At 58.3% G+C, this 22,679-nt stretch carries 23 protein-coding genes; 13 read left to right on the forward strand and 10 right to left on the reverse strand.

Annotated features, from left to right (window positions below):
* The first annotated feature begins 64 nt into the window (after positions 1–64).
* Positions 65–652 carry a uracil-DNA glycosylase family protein gene (locus tag I6L49_RS18805; protein ID WP_216950134.1) on the forward strand — a complete coding sequence of 196 codons (588 nt, stop codon included), beginning with the start codon at positions 65–67 and terminating at the stop codon, positions 650–652.
* A gap of 3 nt (positions 653–655) precedes the next feature.
* On the opposite strand, the gene I6L49_RS18810 is transcribed toward I6L49_RS18805, so the two are convergent.
* Complete coding sequence (locus I6L49_RS18810) at positions 656–1,513, reverse strand: DMT family transporter (RefSeq protein ID WP_041209234.1); 858 nt, start codon at positions 1,511–1,513, stop codon at positions 656–658.
* A 91-nt stretch (positions 1,514–1,604) separates the two neighbouring features.
* Between I6L49_RS18810 and I6L49_RS18815 the strand changes: the two genes are divergently transcribed.
* Positions 1,605–2,495, forward strand: coding sequence for a LysR substrate-binding domain-containing protein (locus tag I6L49_RS18815; protein WP_042032621.1), 891 nt, complete (start codon positions 1,605–1,607; stop codon positions 2,493–2,495).
* Positions 2,496–2,502: 7 nt separating this feature from the next.
* On the opposite strand, the gene znuB is transcribed toward I6L49_RS18815, so the two are convergent.
* Together znuB and znuC are read right to left on the reverse strand one after the other, a co-directional pair.
* Positions 2,503–3,282, reverse strand: a complete 780-nt coding sequence (znuB, locus tag I6L49_RS18820) for a zinc ABC transporter permease subunit ZnuB (RefSeq protein WP_216950135.1) — start codon at positions 3,280–3,282, stop codon at positions 2,503–2,505.
* A gap of 21 nt (positions 3,283–3,303) precedes the next feature.
* Positions 3,304–4,080, reverse strand: a complete 777-nt coding sequence (znuC, locus tag I6L49_RS18825; RefSeq protein WP_005354861.1) for a zinc ABC transporter ATP-binding protein ZnuC — start codon at positions 4,078–4,080, stop codon at positions 3,304–3,306.
* 93 nt (positions 4,081–4,173) lie between these two features.
* On the opposite strand from znuC, the gene znuA reads away from it, so the two are divergent.
* A complete protein-coding gene (gene znuA / locus I6L49_RS18830; RefSeq protein WP_216950136.1) occupies positions 4,174–5,106 on the forward strand; it encodes a zinc ABC transporter substrate-binding protein ZnuA in 933 nt (310 codons plus the stop codon).
* Positions 5,107–5,173: 67 nt separating this feature from the next.
* Positions 5,174–5,848: a transglutaminase-like cysteine peptidase gene (locus I6L49_RS18835; RefSeq protein ID WP_005335848.1), complete on the forward strand. Its 675-nt coding sequence runs from the start codon at positions 5,174–5,176 to the stop codon at positions 5,846–5,848.
* Here I6L49_RS18835 and I6L49_RS18840 read toward each other — a convergent pair.
* Both I6L49_RS18840 and I6L49_RS18845 read right to left on the reverse strand, forming a co-directional pair.
* A complete protein-coding gene (locus I6L49_RS18840) occupies positions 5,843–6,784 on the reverse strand; it encodes a TAXI family TRAP transporter solute-binding subunit (RefSeq protein ID WP_216950137.1) in 942 nt (313 codons plus the stop codon). The genes I6L49_RS18835 and I6L49_RS18840 overlap by 6 nt on opposite strands.
* Positions 6,781–8,079 (reverse strand): LapD/MoxY N-terminal periplasmic domain-containing protein, encoded by a 1,299-nt coding sequence (locus I6L49_RS18845; RefSeq protein WP_216950138.1) that lies wholly within the window; start codon positions 8,077–8,079, stop codon positions 6,781–6,783. Before I6L49_RS18845 ends, I6L49_RS18840 begins: the two co-directional genes overlap by 4 nt.
* Before the next feature lie 260 nt (positions 8,080–8,339).
* Between I6L49_RS18845 and mepM the strand changes: the two genes are divergently transcribed.
* On the forward strand, positions 8,340–9,677 hold the full coding sequence (gene mepM, locus I6L49_RS18850) for a murein DD-endopeptidase MepM (protein WP_005354854.1): 1,338 nt from the start codon (positions 8,340–8,342) through the stop codon (positions 9,675–9,677).
* 71 nt (positions 9,678–9,748) lie between these two features.
* On the opposite strand, the gene I6L49_RS18855 is transcribed toward mepM, so the two are convergent.
* On the reverse strand, positions 9,749–10,693 hold the full coding sequence (locus I6L49_RS18855) for a D-2-hydroxyacid dehydrogenase (protein ID WP_005363043.1): 945 nt from the start codon (positions 10,691–10,693) through the stop codon (positions 9,749–9,751).
* 162 nt (positions 10,694–10,855) lie between these two features.
* On the opposite strand from I6L49_RS18855, the gene I6L49_RS18860 reads away from it, so the two are divergent.
* Entirely contained in the window at positions 10,856–11,437 is a 582-nt protein-coding gene (locus I6L49_RS18860) for a YjaG family protein (protein WP_103251888.1), read from the forward strand.
* Between the two features lie 71 nt (positions 11,438–11,508).
* Here the strand turns inward: I6L49_RS18860 and I6L49_RS18865 are convergent, their stop codons facing one another.
* On the reverse strand, positions 11,509–11,988 hold the full coding sequence (locus I6L49_RS18865) for a MarR family winged helix-turn-helix transcriptional regulator (protein WP_216950139.1): 480 nt from the start codon (positions 11,986–11,988) through the stop codon (positions 11,509–11,511).
* 163 nt (positions 11,989–12,151) lie between these two features.
* On the opposite strand from I6L49_RS18865, the gene I6L49_RS18870 reads away from it, so the two are divergent.
* Both I6L49_RS18870 and I6L49_RS18875 read left to right on the forward strand, forming a co-directional pair.
* Complete coding sequence (locus tag I6L49_RS18870; RefSeq protein WP_005335836.1) at positions 12,152–12,679, forward strand: hypothetical protein; 528 nt, start codon at positions 12,152–12,154, stop codon at positions 12,677–12,679.
* 9 nt (positions 12,680–12,688) lie between these two features.
* Complete coding sequence (locus I6L49_RS18875) at positions 12,689–14,287, forward strand: BCCT family transporter (protein ID WP_216950140.1); 1,599 nt, start codon at positions 12,689–12,691, stop codon at positions 14,285–14,287.
* Between the two features lie 118 nt (positions 14,288–14,405).
* Here the strand turns inward: I6L49_RS18875 and I6L49_RS18880 are convergent, their stop codons facing one another.
* Positions 14,406–15,644 carry a multifunctional CCA addition/repair protein gene (locus tag I6L49_RS18880; RefSeq protein ID WP_216950141.1) on the reverse strand — a complete coding sequence of 413 codons (1,239 nt, stop codon included), beginning with the start codon at positions 15,642–15,644 and terminating at the stop codon, positions 14,406–14,408.
* Between the two features lie 237 nt (positions 15,645–15,881).
* Between I6L49_RS18880 and mutY the strand changes: the two genes are divergently transcribed.
* The 3 genes from mutY to mltC all read left to right on the forward strand — a co-directional run bounded on the left by mutY (position 15,882) and on the right by mltC (position 18,436).
* The gene (gene mutY, locus I6L49_RS18885) at positions 15,882–16,934 is read left to right on the forward strand and encodes an A/G-specific adenine glycosylase (protein WP_139495088.1); all 1,053 of its coding nucleotides are present in this window, start codon (positions 15,882–15,884) and stop codon (positions 16,932–16,934) included.
* 8 nt (positions 16,935–16,942) lie between these two features.
* Positions 16,943–17,215, forward strand: coding sequence for an oxidative damage protection protein (locus tag I6L49_RS18890; RefSeq protein WP_005335828.1), 273 nt, complete (start codon positions 16,943–16,945; stop codon positions 17,213–17,215).
* 117 nt (positions 17,216–17,332) lie between these two features.
* A complete protein-coding gene (mltC, locus tag I6L49_RS18895) occupies positions 17,333–18,436 on the forward strand; it encodes a membrane-bound lytic murein transglycosylase MltC (RefSeq protein ID WP_031227922.1) in 1,104 nt (367 codons plus the stop codon).
* Positions 18,437–18,521: 85 nt separating this feature from the next.
* Here mltC and I6L49_RS18900 read toward each other — a convergent pair whose 3' ends face one another.
* The gene (locus tag I6L49_RS18900) at positions 18,522–18,908 is read right to left on the reverse strand and encodes a YgiW/YdeI family stress tolerance OB fold protein (RefSeq protein ID WP_005335826.1); all 387 of its coding nucleotides are present in this window, start codon (positions 18,906–18,908) and stop codon (positions 18,522–18,524) included.
* A gap of 254 nt (positions 18,909–19,162) precedes the next feature.
* Between I6L49_RS18900 and I6L49_RS18905 the strand changes: the two genes are divergently transcribed.
* Together I6L49_RS18905 and ompA are read left to right on the forward strand one after the other, a co-directional pair.
* A complete protein-coding gene (locus I6L49_RS18905; RefSeq protein WP_216950142.1) occupies positions 19,163–20,200 on the forward strand; it encodes an SGNH/GDSL hydrolase family protein in 1,038 nt (345 codons plus the stop codon).
* 265 nt (positions 20,201–20,465) lie between these two features.
* A complete protein-coding gene (ompA, locus tag I6L49_RS18910) occupies positions 20,466–21,503 on the forward strand; it encodes a porin OmpA (RefSeq protein ID WP_182963220.1) in 1,038 nt (345 codons plus the stop codon).
* A gap of 131 nt (positions 21,504–21,634) precedes the next feature.
* Here ompA and I6L49_RS18915 read toward each other — a convergent pair whose 3' ends face one another.
* Positions 21,635–22,657, reverse strand: a complete 1,023-nt coding sequence (locus tag I6L49_RS18915) for a GGDEF domain-containing protein (protein ID WP_019445736.1) — start codon at positions 22,655–22,657, stop codon at positions 21,635–21,637.
* Positions 22,658–22,679 lie beyond the last annotated feature (22 nt).

A 22,679-nucleotide genomic window follows, 5' to 3' on the forward strand; every position in this document is an offset into this window, starting at 1 on the left:
TAGTAGGGGGTGCGCCCTGTTTCCACAAGAGGGAAAACAGGGAAATGCTGGTACTATCAACGTCATGCAGCGAATCGATAAGTTGTTTGAGCAAATCAGGGCCTGCCGTCTGTGCGAGGCACATCTGCCGCTGGGGCCTCGTCCGGTGATCCGCGGGGCCGAGAGTGCCCGCCTGCTGATCATCGGTCAGGCCCCCGGCACTCGTGTGCATGCCAGTGGTATCCCGTGGGATGACCCCTCCGGTGACAGGCTGCGCCAGTGGCTCGGGGTCGATAAGGCCACCTTTTACGACGAATCCCGCATCGCCATCATGCCGATGGGCCTCTGCTATCCCGGCAGGGGAAAATCCGGCGATCTGCCGCCCAGACCCGAGTGCGCGCCTAACTGGCACGACAAGGTATTGATGCTGCTACCCAATATCGAACTGACCCTGCTGATCGGCCAATATTCACAAGCCTACTATCTGCGGGGGGCAGCCAAGGGATCGCTCACCGACACGGTGCGCAGCTGGGCCGACTATGGCCCCGGCTGGCTGCCGTTGCCTCACCCTTCACCGCGCAATACCCTCTGGCTCAAAAAGAACCCCTGGTTCGAGCAGGAGGTCATCCCTCATCTGCAACAAAGGGTCGCCCCTTTGCTGAAACGACCCTGAGTATTAGACCGCTGGCTCGGCCAGCGGCTTTGGCTTGCTGCGCGCCATGGCGATAAGCGGCAGGACGATGCAGATACAGCCCAGCAGCAGCGGCAGACCCGGCTGCTCGTCAAACAGCCATACCCCGATGGCGACGGCCATCAGCAGACCGGTATATTCCGCAGAGGCGATCTTGCTCGCTTCCGCCTTGCGATAGGCCACCACGCACAATCCCGCATAGACCATGATCAGCGCCGAGGATCCAAAGGCGGGCCACCACATCTGCCACTGCCAGTCGCCCCCTTCCCACCAGGCCAGCGCGAGAATGAAGGGCATGCTCAGCACGTTGGTGAAAAACAGGGTCTGGGCGATGGGCTGCTTGAGCGGGATGCGCTTGATCAGCAGATTGTTGAGCGCCATCGACAGCGCCACTCCGAGCGCGGCCAGCGCAGCCCAGTTCACTTCGGTCGGGCGCAGCACGATCAGTACCCCGATAAACCCGATAACCGCAGTCAGCACCTTCTGGCGCGAGATCGCCTCTCCTGCCATCCACACTGCCAGCGGCACCATCATCAGGGGCGCGGCATAGAAGAGGGCGTTGGCAGTGGCGAGCGGCAAGCGGGTGAGGGCGACCACCATCAGGCAGACACCGACCGCCCAGATATGGGCCCGCAGCAGGTGCCACTTGATGGCCACCGGCGGGTTGCGGCGCCATGACCAGAGCAGCCAGGGCATCAGCAGGAGGGCTGCAGAAACCTGGCGGAAAAAGACAAACTGGAAGATGGGCTGATCCGGCTCCAGCACCTTGACCAGCGCATCGGAAAAAACCGCCACCATATTGCCCAGCACCAGATAAAGGATGCCGATCCCCACTGCATTCATACCACCTCCCACTTCAGATGAGGGGAGGGTAGCGTGCCGGTTGATATCCAGTAAAATGATAAAAAATGACCACCCATGAGATATTTAGATAATGAAGCTTCCTCCCCTGCGTGCGGTGCAATATTTCGAGGTGGTGGCCCGGCTGCTCAGCTTCTCCCGCGCCGCCCTTGAACTGAACGTCAGCCAGAGTGCGGTCAGCCACCAGATCCGCCTGCTGGAGGATTTTCTGGGGGAGCGGTTGCTGCTGCGTCAGGGGCGGCTGCTTTCGTTGACGACACAGGGCGAGAGCTATTTCGAGGGGATTGCAGCCGGGCTCGGCCAGATTGCCCAGAGCAGCGAGCAGCTGCGCGGGGGCGGCGAGATGCGGTTGCGCCTCGCGGTCTACAGCTCGTTTGCGGTGAAGTGGTTGATCCCGCGGTTGGCCGGATTGCGCCAGCTCTATCCCGAGCTGGATTTGAGTCTGGAGATGGTGGCGGAGGATCCCGAGCTCTCCGATCGGGTGGCCGACTGTTTTATCACAGTTTCACCACACGGGCGGGGCTACTGCCACGACCTTATCTATCAGGAGCGGCTCTTTCCGGTTTGCAGCCGCCGCCTGCTGCAGCAAGTGGAGGGGGAGTGGCCAGATGCAATCTGGCAACTGCCGCTGCTCTCGGTGCAGTCCATTTACAAGGCGCGGGGGGAGGATTGGCAACGCTGGGCCAAGGCGGGTGGCTTGGTGATCCCTGACGAGGCGCGGATGCACCACTTCAGCCATGTGTTGCTGGCGATGGAGGCGGCGGCCTGGGATCAGGGGGTGGCGTTCGTGAATGACTACATGCTGCGGCCCGATGATCCCCAGCTGGTGGCCTTGCCGGTACACCAGCTGGAGACGGGGGATGCCTTCTACTTTACCTGCAAGCGCTCGCGGGCCCATGAGCCCGCCATCAACCGGTTACGCCAGTGGCTGATGATGGAGACACGCCAGAGCATGCCTCTCTAGCGTGGTATCAAGCCTTCTTGAACTGGCTTAGGACAAACAGGCTGGTGGCACAGACCACTACTGACGGGCCCGCCGGGGTGTCCTGATACCAGGAGAGGGTCAATCCACCCAGCACGGCGAGGCAGCCGATCAGCGCGGCAAAGCCGGCCATCTGCTCCGGCGTCTGGCTGAAACGGCGGGCGGTAGCGGCGGGGATGATCAGCAAGGAGGTGATTATCAGCGCGCCAACAAACTTCATCGCTACGGCGATCACCAGCCCGATCAGCAGCATCAGCACGCAGCGCAGCACATCGACCCGAACCCCTTCAACTCGAGCCAGCTCTTCCGAGATGGTCATGGAGAGCAGGGGATCCCACAGTCGCCACAGGGTGAGCAGCACCAGAGCGCCACCGCCGTAGATCCAGAGCAGATCCATCGGTTGTACCGAGAGCAGGTCGCCAAACAGGTAGGCCATCAGATCCACCCGCACGTTATCCATAAAACTCAAGGTAATCAGACCGAGGGACAGGGCGCTGTGGGCCAGAATGCCGAGCAGGGTATCGGTCGCCACCTGCTGGTTGCGACTCATGATCACCAGCAGCATCGCCATGGCGAGGCAGCAGACCACTACCGCCAGAGTGAGATCGACCTGCAGCAGGATGCCCAGCGCGATGCCGAACAGGCAGGCGTGGGAGAGGGTGTCGCCAAAGTAGGCCATCTTGCGCCATACCACGAAGCTGCCGAGGGGGCCGGCCAGCAGGGCGATGCCGAGACCGGCCGCGAGGGCGTATAACAGAAAGCTGTCCACTTGAATGTCCTGTTGCTTGCGCTATTTGCTGTGAGCGTTGTTGCGAGAGGGCAGGCGGATGACGGGAGCCTGCGGTTCATGATGATGGTGTTCGCCGTCGCAGTGGTGATGGTGGGTATAGACCGCCAGCACCTCCTGCTCCGGTCGTCCGAACAGACGGGCAAATTCGGGGTGGCGGGCCACGCTTTCCGGCTCGCCATGACAGCAGACGTGGCGATTGAGGCAGATCACCTCGTGGGTGCTGGCCATCACCAGATGTAGGTCGTGGGATACCATCAGCACGGCGCAATTGAACTCGGCGGCGAGCTGACCGATGAGGGCGTAGAGCTCGATCTGGCCGGTGATATCGACCCCTTGCACCGGCTCGTCCAGTACCAGCAGCTCGGGCTTGACCAGCAGGGCGCGGGCCAGCAGCACCCGCTGCATCTCGCCGCCGGAGAGTTTTTGCATCCGGTTTTCCAGCAATCCCTCTGCGCCCACCCGAGCCAGTGCTTCCTCGATGGAGAGGCGGCTATTTTTGCCCAGTTGCAGGAAGCGTCGCACTGTCAGCGGCAGGGTGGGATCCAGATAGAGGCGCTGTGGCACATAGCCGACTCTCAGATCGCGGCTGCGGGTGATCTTGCCCGAGTCCGGGGTGAGCAGACCCAGCACCAGCTTGCTCAGGGTGCTCTTGCCCGCCCCGTTGGGGCCGACTAGTGTGGTGATTTTGCCTTTATTGAGGGTAAAGGAGACCTTGTCGAGCACAGAGCGTCCATCAAACGAGAGAGAGACCTCTTTCAGCTCTACCAGTTGGCTCATGACAACTCCGGGGTTTACAGCCAGTGAGAGTTATAATATAACAAAAAGCAGCTGTTATATTATCACATACTCACCCCCTGACGAGATTCACCAATGAGAATTATTGCGCTTTTCACTGCCCTGCTGGCGGTGAGTTTGCCTGTTCGTGCCATTGAGGTACTGACCACCATCAAGCCCCTTGGCTTCATTGCCGCGGCGATCACTGACGGGGTGAGCGAGCCCAAGGTATTGCTGCCGACCGGTGCCTCTCCCCACGATTTCTCCCTGCGTCCGTCCGATATTCGCAGCATCAACAGTGCCGATCTGGTGGTGTGGGTTGGCCCCGAGCTGGAAGGTTTTATGGCCAAGCCGCTGGCCAACCATCCCCATGCTCTGGCCCTGACTCAGGTTGAGGGGATGCCGCTGTTCAACTACGCGACTCAGGATAGTCACGATTCCCATGACCATGATGATCACGATCATGCCGCCCACGAGCACGGTGACCATGATGAAGGGCATGAAGGACATCATCACGAAGGGGTCGATCCCCATATCTGGCTTGGCCCGACGCAGTCCAAAGTGATTGCCAAGGCGATCGCAAGTGAATTGGGCAAGCTGGATCCGGCCAATCAGGCTCGCTATGACGCCAACCTCGCGGCATTTGATACCAAGGTGGATGCCAAAGACAAGGTGATTGCCGGCCAGATGAAGGCGGTGAATGAGAAGGGGTACTTTGTATTCCACGAGGCGTATGGCTACTGGGAGCGCCACTACGGCATGAGTTCAAAGGGTCACTTTACCGTGAGCCCTGAGCGTCGCCCTGGCGCCAAGACGCTAGTGGATATTCGCAAGGCACTGGAAGAGAAGCAGGCGAGCTGCATTTATGCCGAGCCGCAATTCTCACCGGCTGTGATCGAATCGGTGGCACGCAATACCGGCGCCAAGGTGCTGTTGCTTGATGAGGTGGGTGAACAGGTACCGCTCAGCCCGGATGGTTATCCCCAATTCATGCAGCAACTGGCAGACGCATTTGCCCAATGTCGCTGATCAGCGGCTGAGTCTCTCATCCGGAGGGGCTATACTGACCTCCAGCATCTGACATGGAGTGTCCGGTATGAAATGGTTGTTGATCCCGGCCTGCACGTTGGCGCTATGTTGCGCCAACGTGCAGGCTTCGCGTCTTTCCGAATATATTGCCAGTCCGGATCTGCGGGCCAAGCTGCAGGAAGTGTATGGTGGCCGCGCCATTCAACGGGCCGAGGCATTCTCTCGCCTGCTCACCCCCAGAGCGGGTACAACTGACCAGCAGAAGATCGAGCTGGTGAACAACTACTTCAACAATCTCACCTATAGCGAGGATCCCAAGCTGTGGGGAGATGAGGATTACTGGGCCAATCCGCTGGAGTTCATCGGTGCCCGGGGTGGGGATTGCGAGGATTACAGCATCTCCAAGTACTACACCCTGATGGAGCTGGGGGTGGATGAGAAGAAGCTGCGGCTGGCCTACGTCAAGGCGGTGCGTTACAACCAATTCCACATGGTGACGCTCTACTTCCCGACGCCCAAGGCTGATCCACTGGTGCTCGACAACATCAACAGCCGGATCCTGCCAGGCAGCAAGCGTACCGACCTCATTCCCGTTTACAGTTTCGATGCCAAAAGCATCTGGATCATGAAGTCACGGCGGGAAGGGACGCTGGCGGGGAGTGCCGATCGGTTGGCGCAGTGGACATCGATGAAGACCCGTTTCTCCAGCGAGCAACTGCGCTCTCCTCGTCGTCAGTTATAGCTTGCCCGCCGCCTTCAACTCATCGAAATATTTCGCTGCGCCCGGATGCTGCTCAATACTCAGCACCGGGCCGGTTTTATTGCGTGCCCGGTGAAACATATTGGCGTAGCCATAAGTTTGCTCATTGAACTTGGTTTGCTGGGTCAGCATGGCCTTGGTCAGGCGATAGACAGACTCTTCCGGCATGGTGGCATTGGTGACCAGGGTGGCGGCAATGGCAAAGGTGGGCGTTGCCTTCAGATTGCCGGGGTAGATGCGGGCGGGCACCTGACTACGTTGGTAATATTTGACCCCCTTGAGTAGCTGATCACGGGTGGCCCCATCGATGGGGAGGAAACTGACCGCGCAGCGTTTGGCGGTGTCGAGCACAATCCGGTTAGGATGCCCCATCACCAGTGCAAATGCGTCGATCTGCTTGCTGCAGAGCGCATCCGGCAGGTTGGCCATGCTCTTCAGATCGAGATCCTGCTCTTTCGCTCCCAAGATGTTGAACAGGGCTAGGGCCGTCTGGCGGGTTCCCGAGTTCTTCAACCCCATGTCGATGGGGGCGAGCTTGAGCTGTTCCAGTGAAGTGATATCGCCATCGGCACGGATCACTATGGTGAAGGGCTCGGCATGGGTGGCAAACAGGGCGCGCAGCTCAGGTTGCGGCTGGGTGGTAAAAGGGCCCAAGCCCTGGCTTGCCTGATACAGCCAGTCTGACTGCACCATGGCGTAGGATGACTCGCCACTCTTCAGCCGCGTCAGGTTTTCTATTGAACCCGATGAGCTCTGCAGTGTGCACGCAAGTTGCTCGTCGACCTCATGAGCCAGACGGCAAAACTCTTTGGTTATCTGGTGATAAATCCCCTGCTCACCCCCGGTGGTGATAGTGACGGTTTCAGCCATCAGGCCGGGTTGCCACAGCAGGGGCAACAGCATGGCGAGCTTCTTCATGATTGCGCCTCCTTGGCATAACCATCGATACCCCAGGTCCGCAGTTTGTCGATGTCGCGACACTCTCCCGATTCTGCCAGCAGGGTATAACCGGCGGCATGCATGGTTTGGGAGAGCAGATTCCAGTAGAGCGGCTCATCGGTCAGCTGACAGCTGATAAAAATGGGATTGAGCGGGTCAAGTTGATTGAAGGTATCCGCATTGAGGGGAATGGCGCTGAAGGCGAGCTCACACCCCTGTTCCTGCAACGCAGCCAATGTGGCTTGGCCGTGGGCGGGAAAGGTGACCACATCCCAGCGCCAATCCAGTGTCTTGCCGCGACCCTGGCTTAGCAGAGGAGCGATTTCTGACCATTGCGGATGATTGAGCAGGGAGAGGGGCAGCAAGACCCCTTCTATATGAGAGTGCTGCCACTGTTGCAGGGCGCTCTGGATGGTCGCGAGATCGCTGTTGGCACCGAGGTGCTGACTGGGCAAGAAACGCTGATAGAGCGCGATCTCCCCTTGTGTGGAGACAAATTTTTGCAGTTGCCCACCTTCCGACAGCGGGCTTACTCCTTGCAGCGGCTGTGGGGTCGTCAGTGGCAGCTGTTTTCCCAGCTGGGTGATTTTGAGTCGTTGTTGCAGCAGATCCCGTTTGCGTTCGGAAACCAATTGGTTGATGGAAAGTGCCACTTCTTTGAGGTCTTGCAACCATGGAGTGGGCAGGGTGCTGTTGAACTGGTGTTTGCGGATACGGATCAGCTGCAGGTTGATCTGCTCCAGGGGCTGCAGCAGGCGTTTGCACACCAGGGAGATGATCAGGGTAAATACGACGAGGCCCGCCAGCAGCGCCAGACCGGTGCGACTGATGGCATTCCACAGATGCTGATAGGCGTAGCCGCTATGCCCCTCAAGGGTCAGAGTGCCCAGCATGCGCCAGCCATCGGTCAACTCTTGCTCAATTTTGACGGGGGGCATGCCGATAACCGAGGGAAGCCAGCCGGGGACATTTTGTTGGGTAGAGTGGAATACCTTCTGAAACAGCACCTGACCATCCGGATCCACCAGAATGACCGAGCTGACGAAGCCGCCGTCGAACATGGCATTGACGATGGTTTCGGCCAGCACATTGTCGTCATTGAGCAGGGTTCCTTGCAGCACCAGCCCGAGAGCGGTGATGGCGGTTTCCAAGTTGGCTGACATCTGGTCGAGGATGGATTGGCGGACCGTCGTGACTTCCAGTGCAAACAGCAGCGCTGCACCGATCAGGAACAGGACGACAATTATTCTGATTAACAGTTTTGCTAACGACATATCCACTCCATGGAAAAGTTATCGCAACATTTTAGGTTTCTATTCAGTATCGAATCCGACCCGGTTCTTAAAAATAGGAAAAAATGGTTAAAAAAGACGATCATTTCTGCCCATCCGGGCGGGTTATGCATAAAATGTGAGGTTCATGCAGATTGTGATGAACTATTTGTAACTATTTGTGTCCAACAAACAGTTTTATACGGTTTTGTCACAACTGACATCGCAACTCACACTCTTTAGAGCTAAATACAGGATAGCGGATGAAACGTCTCCGTCCCTTGGTAGTACAGGCTGCCAATTGGGAACCACCGGTTCCCCGCAAACACTTTTACGCCATGCTGATGCTGACGGCCATGACCTTGTCAGCAGTGGCATTATTGCCAGCTCCGGGTGACATCCTCGAGCGGCCGCTGCGTCTTGAGTTGCCCATTGATACCGCAGGTACGGCAACTAACGAAAACAACACCGACTTTAACGAAATTCCCGATCACGAACTGGTTGATCAGAGTGCGCCGGATGACGACATCCCGGTCGACACCACCCCCCAGTGGCAGGATTACCGGGTTCGCAACGGCGAAAACCTGACCGCCATTTTTAACAATCTCGGTCTCTCCACCACTACCCTCTACAAGGTGCTGGACGCGGACAACAAGAACTATCTGGCGCGCCTCAAGCCGGGCCAGAATATCGAACTGCTGATCGATCAGGACAACATCCTGCAGCAACTCAAAATCCGCCTGAACATCAAGCAGACGCTGGTGATGGCACGCAGCGATGATGCCTATACCGCCTCCATGATCAATGAGAAGGTCGAGTGGCAACCGCAGCGTTACAACGGCGTGATCAACGGCAGCTTCTATGTCAGTGCCCGCAATGCGGGGATTCCAGCCAACCATATCCAGAAAATTGCCAACCTGTTCCAGTGGCGAATGAATTTCGCCAAGGATCTGCAGAAGGGCGACAAGTTCAAAGTGCTGGTACGCCAGGAGACGGTGGAAGGCAAGAGCACTGGTAACAGCCAGCTGCTAGGTGTGGAAGTGACCAGCCAGGGCAAGACGGTGTCGGCCTGGCTCTCCGATGACGGCAACTACTACGACGGTCAGGGCAACAGTCTGGAGCGCGGATTCCGCCGCTACCCGACCCACAGCCGCTATCGGATCAGCTCCAATTTCAACCCGGCGCGCAAACATCCGGTAACCGGTATGGTGCGTCCTCACGAGGGCACCGACTTCGCGGTGCCGGTGGGCACGCCAGTGCTGGCGACCGGTGATGGTATCGTCCAGAAGGCAACCAGCCACCCGCTGGCGGGCACCTATATCGTCATCAAGCATGGCCGTACTCTCTCTACCCGTTATCTGCACCTGAGCAAGCTGCTGGTCAAAACCGGTCAGCGAGTGAAGATGGGCGACAAGATCGGCCTTTCCGGCAACACCGGTCGCTCGACCGGTGCTCACCTGCACTACGAGCTGCGGATCAACAACCGCCCGGTCAATGCCATGACCGCCAAGCTGCCTATGGCTGAACCCCTGAGCGGCAAGGAGCGTCGTCAGTTCCTTGCCAAGGTGAAGAGCTATCGCAAGGAGCTGGCAGCGGGTTGATTCCTGTCGTCACAGCCTGAAATGAAAGGCCCCGCCAGATTGGCGGGGCCTTTTTACATGCGCAGTGAGGGTCAATAACCCTTGTCGAAGTCGATCTTGCCATCCAGTGGCTGGCCATCGATAAAGCGGATGTAGTTGCGCACAAAGATCTGGGCCACATCATCCGGGAAGCTGTAGGCGCTGTTATGGGGGGTGACGATGAGGTTGGGTTGGCCCCACAGCGGACTGTCGGCGGGCAGCGGCTCCTGCTCGAACACATCCAGCACCGCCATCGCCAGCTTGCCGGTACGCAGTGCGGTGAGCAGATCTCCAGAGTGCACGGCGCTGCCACGGCCAACGTTGAACAGGATGGCGCCCGGTTTGCAATGTTCGAAGCGGGCGGCATTGAACAGATGACGGGTATCGCGGGTGGCTGGCAGCACGCTGACGATGACATCGGCCTGCGCCAGCATTTTGTTGAGCGCAGGTAGCTGATAAACCTGATCAAACCCGGCTCGCTCCCGACCGCTGCGGCTGATGCCCAGCACCTTCATGCCAAAATGTTTGCCGGTGTGGGCAATATGCTGACCAATGCTGCCGGTCCCCAAGATCAGCATGGTGCGCCCCTTGAGGCCCTGATAGGGGTGGCTTTGCCACAGTCGCTGTTTCTGCTGTTCCCGATAAAGGGGGATTTGGCGCATCAGGCTGAGCAGATGACCAAAGACATACTCGCTCATCAGCGGGCCGAAGATGCCGCGCACATTGGTGAGCTGGTAGTCGCGGCGACTGTCAGGGTCGAGCAGCACATCGACTCCCGCATAGGTGGACTGGAACCAGCTCAGCTTGTTGGCTTTGGGCAGCAGCGGTTTGGCACGGGCCGGTTCGGCCATCAGAATATGGGCTTCGCCGATCAGCTTCTCGGCATCGCTCTGGTTATCGGCTCGCAGAATGCGCAGATGGGGGAGATTGGCGGCCTTGAGCAGCCGTTCGTAGTGAGCATTATCCTGGCTGAGCAAAAGAAGGGTACGTTGGCTCATACTCTTGTTCCTTATCAGAATTTGCGGCGCAACAAGATGCCGCTCTCGACCCATCTTACCTGACTTCATATCGCAACATAGCCGACCAGGGCGCTTTTTCGTTTTCGCCGCGCGCCTCGTGGGCTACAATCTGCCCCACATTTTGCAAAGGATCCGACTCCAGTGTTTGGTGACAAGTTTTATAAGCGACTGGCCGAGCTACAGCCTTGGCAACAGACCGTCTACACCCTGGCGCTGGCAGAGCGCATGTACCCCAACTATGCCCTGTTCTGTCAGGCCTCCGGCTTTGGCAATGCTGGCGCTTTCCGGCATGCGCTGGATCAGATGTGGGTCTACCTCACCGTCAAGGGATCCCGGGTCAATCTGGGGGCCATTCTCGAAGAGTTCGAGTCTCACATTCCGGATCCCCGCAAGTTTGAATCCTACGGTGCCTATCCCGCGCTGGATGCCTGTGTTGCGCTGGGCTGCGCCTACAACTCGGTGATCTGCCGGGTCGGCGAAGAGGCCAACGATGCCAGCCATGCGTCAGTCGGTACCGTGGCCGGTTTTATCGAGCTGCTGGAAGAACGGGATCTGACCGAAGATGAGCTCTACGAGCACGAGTACATGGAAGCCGAGCTGGAGTTCCAGGTTGAACTGCTCAAGCGGGTTGCCCATGAGCGCGACAGCGATCGTATCCTGGCCATCAGAACATTCGCCTCTCAGGATGGCGTCTCCAATATCGGGATCAGCCTGGAAGAGTAATCCTCTACGACCCCTGATAGAACAAAGCTCCCTTTCGGGAGCTTTTTTTATGCCTGAAATTGTTCAGCAGCTTATGCCTGCTCTTCGGTGAGGGGTCTGACGCTCAGCACCGGGGCCGCGTCGATTTCGTCTGCATTCATCATGGATGAGATGCGTTGCAGGGAAGAGAGCAGCAGGGTCTGTTCCCAGGTGTCAAGGGATTGAAAACGTTGGATAAAACGCTCTTGCAGCGGGGTCGGGGCCTGGGCCAGCAAGGCGCGGCCTGCGTCAGTCAGTGTCGCGTGAACCTTGCGCTTGTCGGTATTGCTGCGAACGCGCTGCACCAGTTGGCGGCTCTCCAATCGGTCCATGATGGTGGTGGCGGTGGCCTGGCTCATGTTGGTGTGATCGGCCAGCTGACGCATGGAGATCTGTCCCAGCTCGTCGATCCCTTTGAGCAGCAAGAGTTGCGGGGAGGTGAGCCCGGCTTCTTTGATCAAGCGCCTGGAGTGCATGTCGATGGCACGAATAATCTGGCGCAGGGCGACCAGCACTTCATCATGTTTTTCCATGGGGTGTGCGTCATTGGAGGGCTATGGAGAGGGGCAAAATTTTCCGCCTAATTCGTCACAAGGTCAATATGGTTTTTGCTGTAATAATTTCTGCTCTAACTAATTTTGTGTTAGGTTGACGGGCATTTCACGGAATTCACCCTGACATTTGAGGAGCGAAATGATGAATGACGAGCTGGATATCAAGTCTCTGGTGGCCGAGTTACGTGTGGTCAGAGTGCGCTATGAACTGCCTGATACCTCGGCATTTGTGCGCTATCAGCCTGCCTATGATGAAGACCCCAACAACCTCAAGGTACACCACTATGATGGTGAGTTACCCCTCTCTTGCAGTGAGACAGGTACTTTCAACCTAAAGGAGTTGGTGAATGAATTACGCTACGCCTATGTGCTGGTGCACCTCTTTCCTGACGAAAGTGCCATGAACTTCTATCTGACCGGCCTCGATACCGGCCTGGCCCAGCTGGAGTTCATTGGTGGCTCTTACGACTTCAACCGCCTCTGGATCACCAGCGGTATCTCCAATCTGGGCGTCCCCATGGCCATCTTCCTTGGCAAGCGTCACGCCGTGAATGGCCAGCCCTCGGTTTCGCTGGTGGATCACCGCGAACAAGCGGCTGGCAAACTGGTCTATCGCGCCATCGGCGGGGCCGGTGATCATGTGGGCGAAGACTTTTTCAACAACGACTAAGGAGGCTGGATGCGAGCAAGCAAAGGGCTATTGAAAGGCCTCAACCCCACCATGGCCATGACGGCCCTCACCGTGATCACCCTGTTTTTGCTTTTTGGCGTATTTGTTCCCGATACCGCGGCCGCCTGGTTTGTCGGTGCCAAGGATCAGATTATTGCCGGGTTCAAGTGGTACTACATTCTGGTGGTCGCCCTGTTCCTGTTCTTCGCTGTCTACCTGATGTTCAGCCGTTTTGGCAGCATCCGGCTGGGTGACGACGACCAGGTACCGGAGTTTGGCTACTTCGCCTGGTTCTCCATGCTCTTTAGCGCAGGCATGGGTATCGGTCTGGTGTTCTGGAGCATCGCCGAGCCGATGAACCATCTACAGGGCAATCCGTTCATTTCCGAAGGGATGACCCCGGAAGCGGCCCAGATCGCCATGCGCCTCACCTTTTTCCATTGGGGCCTGCACCCTTGGGCCATCTATGTGATCGTCGGCCTGTCACTGGCCTTTTTCAGCTATCGGCGCAAGTTGCCGCTGGCGATCCGCTCTGTGCTTTACCCTATCCTCGGCGAGCGGATCTACGGCTTCTGGGGCCATGCGGCCGATGTACTGGCCGTGTTCGGCACCGTCTTCGGGGTGGCGACTTCCCTTGGACTGGGTGTCTCCCAGATGAATACCGGCCTCAACCAGATGTTTGGTATGGCGGTGTCGCAGTCCAACCAGCTCTGGCTGATTGGCGGCATCAGCCTGATCGCCACCCTCTCGGCGGTTTCCGGGGTCGGGCGCGGAGTGAAGCTCCTCTCCGAGCTCAATATCTGGCTGAGTGTTTTCGTGCTCGCGCTCTTTCTGGTGCTGGGGCCGACTACCTATATCCTCAACGCCTATGTACAGAACATCGGTGATTACCTGCAGAACATCGTCAAACTGAGCTTCTGGACCAACACCGAGGCCAACGGCACTTCGGCCTGGCAGTCGAGCTGGACTGCGTTTTACTGGGGTTGGTGGATTGCATGGGCGCCGTTTGTCGGCATGTTTATCGCCCGCATCTCCAAGGGGCGTACCATTCGCGAGTTTGTGCTCGGTGTGCTGCTGGTACCCTCGCTGCTCGGCATGTTCTGGCTCACCGTGTTTGGCGGTACGGCGATGAATCTGGAGCTGTTTGGCGGTGGTGGCGTGGTCGCTGCGGTCAATCAGGATGTGACGCAGGCGCTCTACAAGACGGTCGAGCTGCTGCACTGGGATACCTTCGGCTGGATCGCCAAGGCCGTGTTGACCCTGCTCATCTGCACCTACTTCATCACCTCCAGTGACTCGGGCACGCTCGTGATTACGACCCTGCTCTCCATCGGTGATCAGGAGCCGCCGGTACTGCACCGCGCCGTATGGGGTCTGGGGCAGGGGCTGGTTGCCGCTATCCTGCTGGTCTCCGGCGGCCTGGCAGCCTTGCAGGCGGCCAGCATCATAGCCGCGCTGCCCTTCTCGGTGATCATGTTGGCGATGTGCTATTCGCTGATGCTGGGGCTCAAGCAGGAGAGTCAGCGCCAGTTCGAGTATCGCCAGAACCTCAAGCGCCACGATGGCTCATCCCATATGAGCCTGATGGAGCGAATTGGTCCGGCATAACCGCACCAGCAGGGGTTAGCGCCCCTTTACATATAAACTTGGATGCAAAACGGCCGCCCTGGCGATGCTCTCCTTGCGGAGCTCATCATCAGGGCGGCCGTCTGTTATGGGGCCGAGGTTACTCTTCGATAAAGGTCCACTCATCCTTGACCCGGCTGATGGCATCGGTCCGCTTTTTGGCGAGCTGCTCCTTGATTTCTTCCCCTTTGTAACCGGCCGCCACTATCTCTTTCACCGGCACCGCCTGGGCGGCAGCCAGCGCTTCGGCCACATAGTCCGGCTCGGCATAGACCCGCTCCTCGAAACCGGTACGGCCATGGAAGTCGGCGCGGCAGGCATCAAGAAGCTGGGCAAAGCGCTCGGGGCGGCGCCAGGCATCAGCCTTGTCGAACACCTTGAGCAGGGTGGCGGGCTTGAGCTCAAAGGCGATATGGATGTGGGTGTGCAGATCGCTCACCAGCAGCGCCAGATCCCGGCACTCATTTGGTACCCGGAACCGCTCGCACAGAGCGCGAATAAGCGGCAGCCCTTTCTGGCCGTGACCGTGATGGCTTGGCCAGAACTCCTTGGGGGTCACTCCCTTGCCAAGGTCGTGGCAGAGGGCGGCAAAGCGGACGGTCAATTCCGGGGAGATCCGGCACGCCTGCTCCAGCACCATCAGGGTGTGGATGCCGGTGTCGATCTCCGGGTGCCACTTGGCCGGGGCGGGGACGCCGAATAGAGCGTCGATTTCGGGGAAGAGTGCCTTGAGGGCGCCGCACTGGCGCAGCACCTCGATAAAGATCTGCGGGGTCGGCCCCAGCAGCACCTTCTCCAGCTCCTTCCAGACTCGCTCCGGCGTGAGGTGGGCCAGCTCGCCAGCGGCCGTCATCTCGCTCATCAGGGCGAGGGTCTCCGGCGCTATGGTAAAGCCCTGAGCGTGGAAGCGGGCGGCGAAGCGGGCGACCCGCAGGATGCGCAGCGGATCTTCGGCAAAGGCAGGGGAAACGTGGCGCAGCAGCCGTTTTTCCAAATCCTCGATGCCACCGTAGGGATCGTGGAGTTGGCCCTGATCATCCTCGGCGATGGCGTTGATGGTGAGATCCCGGCGCAGCAGATCCTGTTCCAGCGTCACATCGGGGGCGGCGTGGCAGACAAAACCGGTGTAGCCCTGACCCTGTTTGCGTTCGGTACGGGCGAGGGCATACTCCTGCTGGGTTTTGGGGTGAAGAAACACGGGAAAGTCGCGGCCGACCTGGGTAAAACCCAGCGCCAGCATCTGTTCCACGGTGGCGCCGACCACCAGATAATCTCTGTCGCCCTGCGGCAATCCCAGCAGGCGATCCCGCACTGCGCCCCCAACCAGATAAGTCTGCAAACCGTCTCTCCCGTCATCAATCGTGGGGCCGAGTATATCGTCTTTGTTACCGCTTTGCTGCCTGAGCACCACCTGCCCGCAGCGTCAGTCAGCGCGGCTTTGACTTGGGCGTGACGAGGCCTTACGCTGCCGCACCAGACAGCTGGCGCTGTGCTGCGGGATGACTTTATGCCCACGCAGGCCAGATGAGCCGAAGGAACCGCAGAGTTCCCCTTATATCAACGACATGAGAACAACGTGAATCAATCAACCTTCGCAAGCCGGGTTCTGGAGTGGTACGAGCTTCATGGCCGCAAAACCCTGCCCTGGCAGCAGGAGAAGACCCCTTACCGGGTCTGGGTCTCGGAGATCATGCTGCAGCAGACCCAGGTCGCCACAGTCATCCCCTATTACCAGCGTTTTATGGCGCGCTTCCCCGATGTGGTGGCGCTGGCCGATGCCCCTGTCGACGAGGTGCTGCACCACTGGACCGGGCTTGGCTACTACGCCCGGGCCCGCAACCTGCACAAGGCGGCCCAGCAGATCCGCGATCACCACCACGGTCTCTTTCCCGAGCGCTTTGACGAGGTGATGGCGCTGCCGGGGATTGGTCGTTCTACCGCCGGGGCCGTGTTGTCGCTCTCTCTGGGTCAGCCCCACGCCATCCTTGATGGCAACGTGAAGCGGGTACTCACCCGCTGGCTGGCGCTGCCGGGCTGGCCCGGCCAAAAACAGGTGGAGAACGAGCTGTGGGAGATCGCCATCCGGCTCACCCCCAAGCTGGGCGTGGCGCAATACAATCAGGCAATGATGGATATCGGGGCCACTATCTGCACCCGCAGCAAGCCTGCCTGTGATCGCTGTCCGGTGCGGGCCGATTGCCAGGGGCTGTCGCAAGGCAAGCCTACCGCTTATCCCAACAGCAAGCCCAAGAAGAGCATTCCGGCTCGCGATGGCATCATGCTGCTGATCCGCCACGGCGATGAGTTGCTGCTGGAGAAGCGGCCGCCACAGGGGATCTGGGGCGGGCTCTACTGCTTCCCGCAGGTGGCCTCGCTGGCGGAGGTGGATGGTCTGCTGGCGTCCCTCGGCCTGAGCCATCACAGTTATCGTGAACTGGCCGGTTTTCGCCATACCTTCAGCCACTTCCATCTCGATATTCAGCCGCTGCTGATTGACATTGATGAGGCGCAGCCGCTGCGGCTCATGGAAGCAGATAACCGACTCTGGTATAACTTACGCCATCCTGCCGAGGTGGGGCTGGCGGCCGCCACGGCCCGTCTGCTCGCCTATCCAGAGTTACAACCATAGAGGTCAACATGAGCCGTACTGTATTTTGCCAACGCCTGAAAAAAGAGGGCCCGGGTCTGGATTTCCAACTCTATCCCGGTGAGCTCGGCAAGCGGATTTTTGACAACATCAGCAAGGAAGCCTGGGCCGAGTGGCAGAAGAAGCAGGTGATGCTGATCAACGAGAAAAAGCTCAACATGATGAATCTTGAGCATCGCCAACTGCTGGAAAAAGAGATGGTCAGCTACCTGTTTGATGCAGGTGAAGTGCAGATCGAAGGTTACACCCCGCCTGCCCAGTAAGCTCTCCGGCTGTTGTACGTGTGAACAGGTGCGGGAATGGCGCCACACTGGCGTGACCGCTCCTGAAGTCGCAGCAAATGAATGATGGGCAGCTCTGCTGCCCGGTTTGAGGATCCTATGGGCCGAATTTTTTGGCTGCTGTGCACCCTGCTGTTTCTCTCTGCCTGCTCATCCTCCCCCAAGCCCAGCGGGAGTGAGGATGACGATCTGGTCAACGGCAAGGACATCCGCGGTTTTGAACACATGATCAGCGCGCTCTCCCATAACGTGAACGAGATATGGGGGCGGGAGGCGCTGTTTGCGGGCAAGTTTGACTACGTCAAATACACGGATCAGTACAAGAGCCGGGCCCACATCGACTTCTCCAGCGGCCACATCATGGTGGAGACGGTCTCGGGCATCGATCCCCGCGCTCACCTGCGTCGCGCCATCATCGAGACCCTGCTGACGCCGGACGATCCGGCCGAAGTGGATCTTTACTCCGACCGGGAAATTCTGACCGGCGGCGAGCCCTTCCTCTACGGTCAGGTGCTGGACAATCAGCGCCAGCCAATCCGCGCCTCCTGGCGCGCCGAGCGTTATGCCGATTACCTGCTCAACACGGCGATGAAGAAGCGCACTTTGGGGATTCGCACCATCTTCTTCGTCGATATTCCCATGGTGGCCAACCATGAAGATCGACGGGGCTACAAGTATGCGGGGATCATCCGGGAAGCGTCGCGCAAATACGGCGTGCCGGAGAGCCTGATCTATGCGGTGATCAAGACCGAGAGCAGCTTCAACCCCTATGCGGTGAGCCATGCCAACGCTTATGGCCTGATGCAGGTGATCCCGGCTACCGCCGGTCGTGACGTCTATGTTCGGGTCAAGGGCAAGAACGGCCAGCCGACCCGGGAGGAGCTGTTCAACCCGGCCTACAACATCGATGTTGGTACCGCCTATCTGCACCTGTTGCAGACCGTCTATCTGGCGGATATTCAGGATCCGCGCTCCCGTCGCTATGCGGTGATCTCCGCCTATAACGGTGGCGCTGGCGGGGTGCTCAATACCTTCTCCAGCGATCGCAAGGCGGCGCCGGGCCGGATCAACCGACTCTCCCCCGAGGCGGTCTATCAGGTGTTGACCGAGCAGCATCCCAAAGAGGAGGCGCGCCGTTACCTCTACAAGGTCAATCAGGCCGAGAAGGGGTTCAAGAGAGCCTTTTCCAGTCGGGCCGGTTAAGCGGTGACGCTGGGTTAACCATGCAAAAGGGCGCTTGATATCAAGCGCCCTTTTAACGTCTGGCCAGTTCGTCGTTGAAGTGGCCTTATTTGGCGATAAAGCCGCCCTTGGTCTGCGGGGCCGCGCCCACTTTCTCCAGGGTTTTCACTTCCACTTCGGTTTTGTTCCAGCTGTGGTCCACTTCACCACGGATACGGATCTGATCATCCGGGCCCACTTCGGTGCCACGCCACACATCCTGATCCACTTCGACCTCCACTTCACCGCTGGCATCGCGGAACAGATAGTTCTCGCCGCCCAGGTGCTTGACCAGTTTCCCTTCCAGGGTGGCCCAGCTGTCATCGGCCAGATCTTTCAGCTGAGCAACGGAAACCTTGTTCTGCTCCTGCGGGCCGGTATAGGCCGCCATGGCAAAAGAGGAGACAGACATCAGGGTCAACAGTCCGATTACGCTTGCGCTTGCCTTGTTCATTTCATACTCCTGTCGTTGGTATGGGGGCATTGTGCCGGGGGGGGCGTGAAACAAGCGTGAAAGAAATAGACTGGTGTGATTGTCTGTTTTGTGAGCGCAAGCGATTTCATCGGTGTCGGAACATGTGTGATTTCATCTGGAACTGTAATCTGTCGCCTTCACCAGAAGTCAGTGGCAGCAGACTCTTCCCATGCCTGTCGCCACTCGAGGAGAAGTCCGCAGGTCTCACCTGCTTAATCGAAGAGCATAACAATATGAAAAAATGGCTTGTTTGTTTATTGGGGTTAATGGCATTGACCGCGCAAGCGGCAGAGGGACGCCAACCTTTTTCCCGGGTTGTGATGTTTGGTGACAGCCTCTCCGACACCGGCAAGATGTACAAAAAGATGCGGGGGTATCTCCCCTCCAGCCCACCCTACTTCAACGGGCGCTTCAGCAACGGCCCGGTGTGGTTGGAGCAGTTGGGTGACGAGCGTTTTCCCGGTCTGGTCGTGGCCAACGAGGCGGAAGGCGGTGCAACCGCGGTGGCCTATAACCATCTGGGCGCCCTGAACGGCTGGCTCGGTTTCTGGTCCTGGGATCCCAAATATCAGGTGATCAACAACCTCGATTACGAGATCGATCAGTTCCTGAAAAAGGACAAGTTCCGCCCCGATGATCTGGTGGTGATCTGGGTCGGTGCCAACGACTATCTGGCCTATGGCTGGAACACCGAGCGGGATGCGGATAGGGTGATCGATACCATCCGGCTGGCATCCAACCGGTTGGTGCTCAACGGCGCGCAGCAGATCCTGCTGTTCAACATTCCTGATCTGGGGCAGACCCCGTCAGCCCGCAGCATGAAGGTGGTGGAGAAGGTGCGCCATGTGGCCAGTTACCACAACCAGAAGTTGCAGAACCTCACTCGCGAGCTTGCTCCCCTTGGCATTGTGAAGCTGTTCGAAGTGGACAAGCAGTTTGACGAGATGATGCGCGATCCCCAGCTGTTCGGGCTGAGTGACACAGAACACGCCTGTTACGGTGGCGGCTATACGTGGAAGCCGTTCTCCGGCAGCGCCGCCGAGGTGGCTGCGACCCCGGCTTTGAGTGTCCCCGAAAGAGTGGCTATTGCCGGTAACCCGATCCTGGCGCAGGCGGTGGTGAGCGGGCAGGCAAAAGGGCGAGCAGCGACTCTCAACTGCGATGAGCATATGTTCTGGGATCAGGTGCATCCGACCAAGACGGTGCACAAGGTATTGAGCCAGCGTGTTGCTGACTTTATTGATCAGCACTACGAGTTTGTTCGTCACTGATATCGCTTCGGGCCAGCATGTTGCTGGCCTTTTTTCCCTTTCAGCCCTCATCTGTGCGTCTTTTTGCGTCACATCCAGTTCAAATAACAAACGTTTGTTGCTGTTTTTGTAACGTGGTTGCGTTAGAGTGTTTTTTGTTAATTGATATCAGTGACTTGAAAATAGGCTAACGTTGATATGCTGCGATCGCTTTTGGGTGGTTGCACCTATAAGACGAGGTGATATCAATCAACCTCCTCCTACATAAAGTTGCAGAGGCTCAAACATGAAAAAATCATTGATTACCTTGCTGGTTACCGGCTTGCTGGCGGCCAATGCCCAGGCTGCCGGTCAAGACAACACCTGGTATGGCGGTGCCAAACTGGGTTGGTCCAACTTCTACGGCATTGATGAAAGCAATGCCCTGACCCTTGGCAATGAGACCAACGATGCCTTGGGTGCAGGCGTGTTTGGCGGTTATCAGATAAACAAGAATCTGGGGCTGGAGCTGGGTTACGACTATCTGGGCAATTACAAATACGATGCCACTACGGCGGCTGGCGCTTTCAGTGATGAAGTAAAAGCACAGCTGGCTCAACTGACCCTGAAACTGGGCTTCCCGGTTACCGATAATCTGGATCTGTATGGTCGTGTCGGTGGCGGTTATGGCTGGGCTGATACCAAGAGCGATGTCTACAAAGATGACAGCCGCTTTGTCATGGTCGGTGCACTGGGTGCCGAGTATGCGTTCAATCTCGACTGGGCCGCTCGCCTAGAGTATCAGTACACCACCCCGTATGGCAGTCGTGATGATACCGGTTTGAGAATGGATAACGGCCTGCTCTCGCTGGCAGCGGTTTATCGCTTTGGTCAGGTTGCCCCTGTGGCGCCCGCCCCGGCTCCGGAACCTGCTCCTGTACCTGTGATGGTTGAGAAGCAGTTTACCCTGAGCTCCGATGTGCTGTTTGACTTCAACAAGGCGACCCTCAAGCCAGAGGCCAGCCAGGCACTGGATAGCCTCTATAGCCAGATTGAAGAAGCACGACCCAAAGATGGCGTGGCAACCGTAATTGGTCACACCGACCGTATCGGTTCTGATGCCTACAACCAGAAGCTCTCCGAGCAGCGTGCCCAGACCGTTGCCAACTATCTGGTTGGTAAAGGGATCCCGGCCGCCAAGATCAATGTGGAAGGGCGTGGTAAATCCTCACCGGTTACCGGCGACAGCTGCGTCAGCAAGTCCAAGCGTGAGCTGATCGTCTGCCTGGCTCCGGATCGCCGTGTAGATGTGAAAGTCGAAGGTGTCAGCGAGGTGCAGGAGTAATCCTTCACACTGACAAGGTCTCTAATGGGGCTGGAATGAACAGCCCCTGTCGGAGCAAGAGAGACCAAAAAGCCAGTCAGTTGATCTGACTGGCTTTTTACATTGGCATTGCGGTCGGGCAGGGGACTAAATCAGGAAGGGAGCGGCATCACCCGGTTGCGCCCCAGCTCCTTGGCCTTGTAGAGCAGCTTGTCGGTACGTTCGACCAGACAGTCTGCGCTCTCCTGACCGTTGAACTCACCCACGCCAAACGAGGCAGTGATGTGGTCGATGCGGCGGCCCGATTTGCGATCCAGAATCGACATCCGCTCGATGGCGCGGCGCATGCTCTCCGCCATCTGTCTGGCCAACGCCAGCGAGCGATGGGGGACCAGCATGGCGAACTCCTCCCCACCCAGCCGATAGGCGGTGACCCCCTCCTTGCAGGCATCGCGCAGCCGTTTGCTGAAGGCGCGCAGCACCTGATCGCCGAGCAGGTGACCGTACTCGTCGTTGAAGTTCTTGAATCGATCGATATCGGCGAGGATCAGCGAGAAGGGGTGCTGGCTGCGGATCAACCCCTCCAGCTCCAGATCGAAGGCGCGGCGGTTGAGCAGGTTGGTGAGGGCATCCTCGTTGGCCAGTTTGCGTGTCTCGTTGAGCGCCGCCCGCAGTTCCTTGATCTCTTTTTCCGCATTGCTGAGCTGGTTGCGAAAGTGCATGGTGGACATGCGCACATCCCGCGATTCGCGCACCAGCTCTCGCAGGATCCCCATGGTGTCTTCTAGGCTGAAGCCCTCGTCATCAATGCGGCTGAGCTTGTCAAAACTCTTGTCGAGCATCTCCTGAAACATGCCGGTATCGGAGATGGCGTCCTGCATGGAGTGGCCGAGCTCGTTGGCCATGGCGGCGAGGCTCAGTTTCATCGCCTCCATTTGCTTCTCGTCCTGAGCGGCCAGATACTGGTGATAGAGTCGCTCGCAGGTGGTGAGCGAGCAGGTTCCCTGCATTTTGACTGCCTGATCGATCGCTTGGTTGAGCTCGGGCATGCTGGCCGAGACATAGTTGTACCACAGGTGGTAATTGTCCGGCGTCGTGGGGATCTGGTACTTGATCATCAAAGGGACCGCCTGTTTGAGATAGGCGGCGGATTGGGCAAATGTGTCCTTACTCATGAGTTCTGTGTCTCATCATGCC

This window comes from Aeromonas sp. FDAARGOS 1419, assembly GCF_019047045.1.
Taxonomy (GTDB): domain Bacteria; phylum Pseudomonadota; class Gammaproteobacteria; order Enterobacterales; family Aeromonadaceae; genus Aeromonas; species Aeromonas veronii.